A 9509-nucleotide genomic window follows, 5' to 3' on the forward strand; every position below is an offset into this window, starting at 1 on the left:
ACGTTGCATGGCTCGTGCAATCGTCCAGGCCATGCGACGTAGTTCTTTTTGCGCTTCCGTGGGATCCGTAGGGATTCGCTCGGGATTGGCAACCACGACAAGCCAGACCTCTTGCGCGGCGTCTTCTGCTTCCTGCGCGGACAAGCGGTAGCGATGGAGCCACTTGGGCAGCTCGGCAGCATACGCCCGGTAGAGGTCTTCGAAGGTGGGGGGCGCGGTAGGGTGTGCGGTTCGCTCAGGCGTCACACCACCTTCAGGCAGGCAGAAAGGCAAATATCGAGGAAAAATCGCACGAGGGGTGTCGATTTTTCCAAACGAGTGAGACGCGGTACACCAGTACCGTCTCGGACAGGGAGACGGTGCGCGTTCTGGCCCTACCCTCTAAGGGCGCGAGCGAGGGCAAAACCGGAAAACTTTTTTCGAGCGGCGGTCGATTTCTACTCCGCGTGTGAAGCTCGGCACCTTTGCGTCGCGTTACTACAGTAGTAACGGCGCGACGCTCTCGACACGACGAGCTCGGCCACGCTGCACGCAACGAGAACGAAACGCGTGCGCTTTCTAATTCCAAATTGGCACGAACTACGCGGCAAAACGTGGTCAGATTTGAGGTGCAAATAATTAAGAAAGTGAACCTTCTTTTTTAATTCGAACGATCAGGGCGTGGGATCGACGGTGGAGGGGATGCACCTCGGGACGTGTGCGTTCGTGGTGAGGTGAGGGGAGGATCTGGCGTTCGCTAATGGATGCTTCACGCACGCCTAACGGATCATCGAGCCCGTCCGTTTCGTCACCGCGTCCATGGTGACGAGCACCATTGAACAAATGCTTGTCGATGTGCCACGTCCCATGTCCCAAGAGCCGCAAATACGTCAAATCGGCCAATCTGCCACGGTTCATCCATGGACCACACAGACAAAACGAATTGCGCCGCGTGACGCAAGCCAGACCCTTGACGCGTAGAAGCCCATTTCTCGAATGCGCGCGCATCCCAAGGCCGAAGCGGCGCACCCTGTAGCGTCGGAAATGTTTCTGCTAGCTCGGCTATTTTGATTTCGTAATTCATACGGTTTCTCGACGGCCCCCCGCGTCCGTTTCGTTTAACAAAACTTCTGGTCTTGTTCAACTCCCTTTCGTGCCACGACACGACCGGCCTTCGAGCTTGCTTCCGTTCGTCATGACCGCTCGTTTTTAATTGTGCGCTCGCACGAAAGAAAACGTCAGCGCTCGAAAGCAACCAACGAATGCGCGCACTTGACTCGTTTTTTCGGTTTAGCACGCACGGCACGAAAAACAGAACCTTCTTACAGAGAACACCCCCGTTCTCTGCGTAGAGAACTGTCCTCGTTTGGTCGTATCGGGTGAGGACATCACTCGCCAAAGCAAAGCGCACCGATCAACCCACCCCGTTCTCTGTACGCGAGCACGAACAACGCGCACCACGAAGAGACGCGCTCGTCTCGTCGTCACGCGCGCGAATTCATACGCCGAAACGTTCACTCACTAGGCCCAAATTTTCGACTTTTCTCCGATGAAATCGCGGGTTCGTCCTATTCTTCAACTCACGTTGATTGATTAATTCGACGCTCGGAAGTTCGTTTCGTTGAACGGAACGAAGGAATCCTTTATGCGGAACGCATGGGGCGACCCGCACGAGCTGAAATCGCATCGACGATGCATGTTGGTTTTCGACTCACGCAAGACGAGGTGGACCGACTTGATCACCTCGTCGCAGAGCAAGGACACCGTGACCGCTCCGCGTTGCTGCGCGCGTGGCTTGCCGAAGGTGGGCCGACGTCGACGACTCCGCGGACAAACACCGCAGACGTGCCGCGGACAAACTCCAAGCGCACACAAGCGACCGCTCGCACCGAGCCGCCAACTCGCCCGCGACACCCAAGGATCACAGCCACGCCACGCGTGAAGGATTCGAGTCCATCGAGCGGTGAGCCCTCGCAAGAAATGCGACCAAAGTCCATCATGCGCGAGCTACTGGCTGAGCTGAACCTTCGAAGGGACGCGCTACTCATTCGAGTGCCAGAAGTTGTGCGTGCTCTCTTGCCGCATGCGTCAATGGAGACGGTGCACGAGGCACTTCTCACACTGAACAAGAACGGGTTGATCGAACTGCGTCCCGATGCTGGTAGCGAGTTTTTGAAGCCAGAAGACGCTGCGATTTGCCCGCGTGGACCTCGCGACACGGTGTTTTCTTACGCTCGATGGACCGACACGAGCACGCGTTAGCAGTGCGCACGTGCGGTCATGACGGCCTGTTGCAAAACGTGACGCATACGTACCGAAACGAGTGCTTGTGCGGTCCATCGAGCGTAAGAAAACACCGTGTCCGTGCTCCATCTGGGCACTCGACTTGTCCTTGTTTCCAAGCGCATTTGACGCTTTCGCGTGTTCGCGTGCGGCGCTGTTCTTTTGACAAAAGAACACGCTCGCATCGTGTGCTTTCGTGAAACGAAACGAATGGCTCTCGATGAACATGCACACGAACACATGGAGCCCCAAATCGGCCCCTTCTGGACCTCACGAGCGGTTCTGCAGGACCGTTTTTGTACCCGTTCGCAACACTCGATTTGCACTTGTTTTCAAGCACATTTCGCTCGTACGTGGCTTGAAATCGAGCCATGTATTCCGCGCCGGAATACATGGGCGCCGATCGAAGTCTTCCGGACTCGTTTCGTGTAACGGAACGACATGACATCGAGTGCACTTCTTGCCGCGGACAAACCCGCAACGTTGAACCTCTCGCCCGGCCTGGCAGACGACGTGCTACGCGCCGCGGAGCACGCGCAGCACGCGCGCGCGGACAATACGCGCCGCTCGTACGCTCGCGCGTGGGAGCAGTGGAACGCGTACGCACACGAGCACGGTGCGTGCGCGCTACCAGCATCGCCGCTCGTCGTCGCGGCGTACCTCGCGCACCTCGACAAGGAAGGACTTGGAACGTCAACGATGGACATCGCCCTCGCGGCGATCGTCGATCGTCATCGAGCCGCACGACTTCCTTTGCCCACAAACGATCCTGTCGTGCGCGACGTGCGCGCGGGCATTCGTGCTCGTCGTGGCATACGACCGCAAGGCAAAGCCGCGCTTGGTGCGTATGAGCTTCACGAGATGATCGACGCGCTACCGCCCGATCTTTCTGGCCTGCGTGACCGCGCTTTGTTGCTCGTCGGATTTGGCGCGGCCTTGCGACGCTCCGAGCTCGTCGCGCTCCATGTCGCGCACGTCGCGTGGCACGCTCGCGGGATCGTCGTGCTCGTCGCACGTTCGAAGGGCGATCAGGAAGGACGCGGCGTAGAAGTGCCGATCCATGCCGCCCCAGGTCCCCTTTGCCCCGTCGCAGCGTTGCGCGCGTGGCTCGATGCTGCGCGCATCATCGACGGGCCGATCTTCCGCTCCGTCTCGCGCTGGGGGCGCGTGGGGCTCGATGCTCTCGCCTCACGTCACGTGGCCGAAGTGGTCAAGCGTGCTGCCAAACGCGTAGGACTCGATCCGCGCGTGCTCGCGGGGCACTCCCTGCGCGCAGGGTTCGCGACGACCGCGGCAAGCGTTGGGGCGCACATGGCGGAAATCTCGCGCGTCACGCGTCACAACAGTGACGGGATGCTCCGCCGATACATCCGCGCGGGGACCATGTTCGACCGCGATCCGCTCCGTGGAGTGCTCGCACGATAGAAGTTTCCACCCGTACAAAATGTGAACGTCCTTTTTCGTTCGTGGCTCCCCCCGGCCTGCTTGCCGTGATTTGCCGTAAATTGCCGCGGGTTTGCCGCAACTTTGCCGCAACGCTTTGCCGTAAGAAAATCACAAATCCGGCCTGATGCTCGGATGGCCTACGCTTCGGGGTGACTTCCTGGCCCCCCTACCTTGCTTGCCGTGACTTGCTTTTGACTTGGCGTGCACTTGCAAGACGACTTGAAGACGCTTCCAAGACTCGACCAAGTAATCCCCTAGAAAGCCCCTAGAACGCTTCTAGAAAGCTCCTAGAACTGGTCCAGAAACTTCCCAGAAAAGCCCAGGATTTCCCAGAACGTCACCTACTCGATCGGAACCGGATCGTCGGGTTCCGCTTCGTGCACTGTCGAGTCCATCGCCCACGTGCGGCGCATCCTTACGGGCTGGTGGCCCGCCTCTCCCCAACGTGGCCCACTTCGTACGGATTCCGGACGCGGGATCGCTGGTAGCGCTTCGTTTCGCCGTGGAAGAGGAGGCGGGGGAACTTTGGGGCGCACGGGCCTCTCGACGAGCTTCTCGACGGGCCTCTCGACGGGCCTCTCGACGGGCCTCTCGACGGGCCTCTCGACGAGCTCGTCGCTGCGCATCTCCGATCGAGATACATTCGCCGTTTTTTCGGGCATCGGTTGCACGTTCGGCCTTGAAAAGGCTTGCCCTGGACTCGTGCAAACCCGCTGAACGAACTGGTTTGCTTCTCGTGCTGCTTTCACGTGCTCCAACCAGTCCGCAGTGGTTTCGGCTCGTTTTACCGGCATTTGCTCCGCTTGCTTCGGCGCGAGCTTGGCCTTGTGTTCGCGCACAAGAGCGCTGAAAGCCTCGTTTACGCGTGCTTGTAGCTCTTGGCACAACGCCCAAAGTGGATGGCTCTCCCGCTCCAAAAAGCCATTCGAACCCTTGCGATCAAGCCAAATCGCAAGCGCTCGATCCGCCAACGCGCGAACCGCTTCTTGTTCCGACACGTTCAGGCTGTCGGCCAGTCCTCCCGCTTTTTCGGCCAAATAGGCGCCCGCTTCCCGTGGATCATCGGGTTTCAGTCGTCGCGGTGTCGTTGGCGATGCCTGATATACGCGGCGATAGTGCACGGCGTAGGCGTCGAGAATGGCTTGCCAAGCTACAAGCCAAGGAGCCCCATCTCCCTTCGAAGGAAGGACAAAAAAAGTGTGCTGTTCTTCACTTGCCCCCGCTGGCGGGGCATGGACACTCATTTCTTGATCCAAAGGATCAAGAGGAGAGTCGGCTACCAAATTTGGTAGCCCTCGGGCCTCCCAAATTTGGTAGCCCTCATGCCTCACCAAATCCCTTGTTTTAGGCTCTGAGCTGACGCGTCGTCGGTCCCCTTGTGCACGTCGCGGAGGACGTCCCCAGCGCGCCGCGAACCGTTGACGGCGCTCCGCTTCGGGCATCTCCGATGCTCGACGGCCTACACCGTCTAAAACCGTGAAAAGGTACGGCGCGTTCCTGTCGTTGTCCGTCCGCGGTACGGGCCGACCCGCGGCGCGACGCTCCGCGCACAACTGCGCCCACGTCATGGCATCCGTGCGAAGGAATCCTCCGGCCTTCACGAGCGCATGGACGTGCTTGCGTGCGGTCTTCACGTCAACGCGGGCCTCGTTGGCCAAGGTGGCCATGGCGACCCAACATCGAGCGTCCGGGCCGGACAGTCGAACGAGCGCCTCCATCACGTGATGCCGCGGTCCTCGAAGGGCCGCACGGATGCGCCCGAAAATCGCGGGTTTCCAGGGAAGCGCGCTCGATGCGTTCGCAGCGTGGGAGCGGATGTCATCCCGTGGAAGGCTGGAGTCTTCTCGCGGAAGGAAAAAATCGTGCGCCGCGTCCACGTTGCGGGATCGACCCGCTACGGGTTGTGTTACGTTCATTTTCGCCGCTCACACGCGCCTTCCGGGAGCAGATTGGCGTCTAGGACCCGGACGGCGCGTTTGGCATTTTGTGGGTCTAAAAGGCCCACAAGTTGGGGGATCTCGTTTGGTCCGGAACCAGTCCGAACCGAACGCATGACCAGGGAAACACCGTTTCAGTGTTTTGATCAAGGGGGGATCGCGTGTCGTTACGCGCGACAAGTTGGATGAGCGCGAAAAACCCGCGAAATCACCGGGGTATTTGTGGGTTTTACTGTCCGTAGTCAGTCACGCGTATGCGCTGCGCATACGCAAGGAACTTGTCGGCGCTGCTTAGCCTAAGCGCTTGCGCTTGCGGAAGTGTCCCGCTTGCGACGCAAGCCCCTATGTCACAAGCCCGCAAGCGCTACGCATCCTGTGCAGGACAGCAGAACGTCACGGCTCGATCGGAATCGGGTTTTACTTCGCCGATCGGCTCTCCCCCGATCGGTTCACATAGGCCGGGGAAGTACGCGGGCGATGAGATCTCTTTGCTGCCGATGGCCTTCCCAGCGGGGAAAACGTTGGTGCATTGCTCGCCCAAGGACGAGATCTGAACATCCGAAAGCAGCATCGAGCAAGCGGCATCTCCGAATGTGCGGAACTGCGCAGTGCATGCGCTTCCAACGGGCGCGCCGCATGCGCACGGCGAGCAGTCGCGCTCGTCGATGAAGCCAGGTTTGTCCGCGGTCACCTCGTACACGACGCGGCGATCGCCGTTCCATGTCGCGGGGCACTCATGCTCGCCTTGTCGGTAGATGCAGCTTCGGAAGCCGCTAGGGAGGTCGATCGACGGCATGCACGACGCGCGCTCGTCGCATCCTGGCACGTCATAACCGATCGCCGCGGTCTCCCATCGAGGACCCGACAGATACGCCTTCGCTACGGCGAGCGATTCGGAAAACGGCGTGCAACTTTCATCGACGGGCGCACCGAGCGGCGCGACTGCGACCGACTGCGCGCACAGTGTCGAGCTTCCCGCGGGGCACTTCTGGCCCGCTGGAATCGCGTTGACGTTCGTACATGAGCCGTCCCAATTGGCAGGACCATCGAACGGCAAGCTAGAGCCCGCTTGTCCGCATATCGCTGCGCGTATCTCGATCGATGATGGAAGCTCGGTGCACTTGCCGGTTGATTCACCGCACGAGCACACGTCGCACTCGGCAGGATCTGCGACGAGATCAGTCCGCCCGATGAACCGCGGAAGGGTGCCCCCCTCGTCGTTGAAGTACCCGTAAAACGGAGCGGACTCGATCGGACCAACCCAAACGGCTTGCATGGCGGACCATTCATCCGGGATCGGGGTGCATGGTTCGCCGCAAATGGCGGATGACTTGCCCGCGTCGCCTGCATCGCCCGCGTCGTTTTGGGTTCCTGCGTTCGGACGATTCTCGGGTCGATAGCAAAACCCTTCAAAGCAATCTAACGAAATCGGATTTCCATAAGTATCCTTCGTAGGACAATCAGAGTCACTGTCGCAAGGCGGCAAACATTCCGTCTCCCAACATTTGTACCCACCTCCGCAAGGAGAATCAGGCCCGCACGGGATGACCCACGGGTCGGAGCCGCATCCTTCGAGCCCAGCAAATATCGCCAAAAGGAGCGTGCAAAGTGCAACCAACGACGACGCGGTTCGAAGCATGGAGATCACCATATCATCAAGACAAACCCGAATCAACGCGCCGTAAAACCTTGCTGACGAGCGCCAAAGACAGCCGTGACGTTCACTCCGATGAGGAAAGGCAGACCCGTCCAGAGCACCCTGCCGATACCACCACCCCCCACGATTGGATATTCATCGACCAAAAGCTCACCGGTTAGTGTGGCGCGGAAATCAGCCGATTTGTACCGGGCAAACCTAAAACCAAAGCTTGCGCCTCCACCGACTGCCGGACGCACAATAGACACCCTGGCAGTATTCGACGAATGCCACATTATCCCCGCATGTCCGATCAAGCACCCGGTAAACCATCCTCGCATAGCGCACACGGCAGGCAACAGCGCGAACGTCGTGCCGCGGATTGCATAACCTTCGATACCGCGCTGGGACATGGCTGCCTGGACGTCAAAACCGGCCGAAATGATAGAGTCCGCTTTCCAATGGGAAGACAAGACGAATCCCATGGCGGGATATGGTGAAACTGCACCGTAGAGCACGGTAGCCCCAAAACCAGGCATCCATTGACCACGCATGGACTCATCCGCCGTTTGGTTTGGCACGGAACGCGTCGGCGGGGCAGGTTCGGGGCTCGATGGATTGGACGCTTCGCAAGGTTCTGGCTCTGCTTTCGGTTCGCACGTAATGGGCGCTGGCTGAGTTTCCGTTTCGTTTACCGGAAGCGGAGTCAAAGCGAGCGTTACGCGTATCGTGCCACCTTTCGGCGCGTCAATCGTGGCCACTGCATCCGAGTGCCCCGCGAGAGTCGCGCGTACCTCGTGTTTTCCCGGCATGGTAAACACGTAAAACTCGCCCGCGGTCGTTCCGAGACGTTCTGGCTCTCCATCGATGAATACGTCAGCACCGAGGTGCGAAACGTTGATATCAACGCGAGTCACGAGGTTGAGCGTTCGATTAAAGGCGCGCTCGATTTGTTGCCGTTCCGGAGCTGGAATACGATTACCGTTTAGAATCGCGCGTAACAGGTAGTTCATGGATTCCGCTGTCGCGCCTCCATCGAGGGCGACGAGTCCGATGCGCCCGACGATGCGCGGGTCATTGCGCAATTCCAAAGCTTTTTGATACGCGCTGATGGCGGTCGATGTATCCCCTGAAAACCGAGCCTTGTCACCTTGCCGAACGAGCGCGGCAAATGCACGGTCAACGTCGGTCGTTGACTCGTCAGCATTGACGATGCTCGACAAGGCGAGCACGACGATCGACGTCACGAGCGAAAGCCAACGGGGCACGATGGCCGATCGTATCCATGAACGGGCGCGAAGTCTCCATCGAAGCATCGTCGTTCTCATGGTTTGCCCACGGGAGGCAGCTCGAGCGGACGTGTTTGTCCGCGGATGGATTCGATTGGCGTTGACGCGGGTTTCTGCTCAGCCCATGGCCCAGCCGCGGCGCGACGGTGCTTGCCTAGACGCGCGCCGCGGCTGGGCTTGTGCATGAAGGTCGGCTACTCGGAACCGGAACCCAAACGAGTAAGACCCGACCCGTGAAGACGGAGCGCGCGCCGTTCTTGACTGCCTAGCGGTTTTGCTGGTGCTTCTGGGGTGGAAGCTCGCGCGCTTGGCGCGGGAGCGCTCGCGTTCCCTTGGTATTCCTCGACGTCGTTGATCTCGCCGACGTTGGGGAGCTGCGGAACGCGCAGACCAGTGCGCGCGGTGTCGCTTTGCGCGGGTTCCCAGAAGAAATAAAGGGCCACGATTCCCGCGGACGTCAGCACGAGCAAAACGAGCAGAATGGCTCGTGAAACCTTCAAAGTAACACCTCGTGCGGCTTCTTTTACGACAGGTGACGCGTTCGCAAACGAAATGGGAGGGGGTGGGGGTGGCGGATCTTTGGGACCGCCAAAGCTCGGCATGCGCCCTTCGAGCGACCAGAGCGCGCACATGGCCGCGCGCGTCTCGGGAGCGATTTCGATTTCAGCCGGGGCAATGATTACGCCGCGCCGCTCGTCGCGTTTTTGATTCCGTGCGAGGGTCTTTCGAATCTTGGCGCAAGCGTTCCAAACGCGCAGCCAAATGGCGTCCTCTCCGAGGCCGGTCATTGCAGCAATTTCCGGTAGTTGGTATTCGAGCACTTTGCTTGCAATGAAAAGCTCTCGATTTGTCGCGTCTAGCTGGTCGATCGCATCCATCAACTCGCTGACGTTCTCCAGTTGCTCGACGTGGGAGATGCGGCCCCTCAATTCGTCGGGT

At 59.6% G+C, this 9509-nt stretch carries 7 protein-coding genes; 2 read left to right on the forward strand and 5 right to left on the reverse strand.

The annotated features are described in order from the left end of the window. On the reverse strand, positions 1–246 hold a 246-nt coding region (locus tag IPM54_12885), incomplete at its 3' end, for a hypothetical protein (GenBank protein ID MBK9260700.1). A gap of 1389 nt (positions 247–1635) precedes the next feature. Here IPM54_12885 and IPM54_12890 point away from each other — a divergent pair. Then, positions 1636–2241 (forward strand): ribbon-helix-helix protein, CopG family, encoded by a 606-nt coding sequence (locus tag IPM54_12890; protein ID MBK9260701.1) that lies wholly within the window; start codon positions 1636–1638, stop codon positions 2239–2241. Positions 2242–2703: 462 nt separating this feature from the next. Further along, positions 2704–3687 carry a tyrosine-type recombinase/integrase gene (locus tag IPM54_12895; GenBank protein ID MBK9260702.1) on the forward strand — a complete coding sequence of 328 codons (984 nt, stop codon included), beginning with the start codon at positions 2704–2706 and terminating at the stop codon, positions 3685–3687. Positions 3688–4049: 362 nt separating this feature from the next. On the opposite strand, the gene IPM54_12900 is transcribed toward IPM54_12895, so the two are convergent. From IPM54_12900 to IPM54_12915, 4 genes are all read right to left on the reverse strand, one after another. Further along, the gene (locus IPM54_12900) at positions 4050–4952 is read right to left on the reverse strand and encodes a hypothetical protein (GenBank protein ID MBK9260703.1); all 903 of its coding nucleotides are present in this window, start codon (positions 4950–4952) and stop codon (positions 4050–4052) included. A 1057-nt stretch (positions 4953–6009) separates the two neighbouring features. After that, on the reverse strand, positions 6010–6921 hold the full coding sequence (locus tag IPM54_12905; protein ID MBK9260704.1) for a hypothetical protein: 912 nt from the start codon (positions 6919–6921) through the stop codon (positions 6010–6012). 395 nt (positions 6922–7316) lie between these two features. Then, positions 7317–8549 (reverse strand): hypothetical protein, encoded by a 1233-nt coding sequence (locus IPM54_12910; GenBank protein ID MBK9260705.1) that lies wholly within the window; start codon positions 8547–8549, stop codon positions 7317–7319. Between the two features lie 215 nt (positions 8550–8764). Beyond that, positions 8765–9448 (reverse strand): hypothetical protein, encoded by a 684-nt coding sequence (locus tag IPM54_12915; GenBank protein MBK9260706.1) that lies wholly within the window; start codon positions 9446–9448, stop codon positions 8765–8767. Positions 9449–9509 lie beyond the last annotated feature (61 nt).

This window comes from Polyangiaceae bacterium (genome assembly GCA_016715885.1).
Classification (GTDB): domain Bacteria; phylum Myxococcota_A; class Polyangia; order Polyangiales; family Polyangiaceae; genus Polyangium.

What these genes read in the sequence shown, in the direction of transcription:
- IPM54_12915 (MBK9260706.1), bottom strand. Translation starts at nt 9,448, where the DNA reads ATGGATGCGATCGACCAGCTAGACGCGACAAATCGAGAGCTTTTCATT.
- IPM54_12890 (MBK9260701.1), top strand. Translation starts at nt 1,636, where the DNA reads ATGGGGCGACCCGCACGAGCTGAAATCGCATCGACGATGCATGTTGGT.
- IPM54_12900 (MBK9260703.1), bottom strand. Translation starts at nt 4,952, where the DNA reads ATGAGTGTCCATGCCCCGCCAGCGGGGGCAAGTGAAGAACAGCACACT.
- IPM54_12895 (MBK9260702.1), top strand. Translation starts at nt 2,704, where the DNA reads ATGACATCGAGTGCACTTCTTGCCGCGGACAAACCCGCAACGTTGAAC.
- IPM54_12905 (MBK9260704.1), bottom strand. Translation starts at nt 6,921, where the DNA reads ATGCAAGCCGTTTGGGTTGGTCCGATCGAGTCCGCTCCGTTTTACGGG.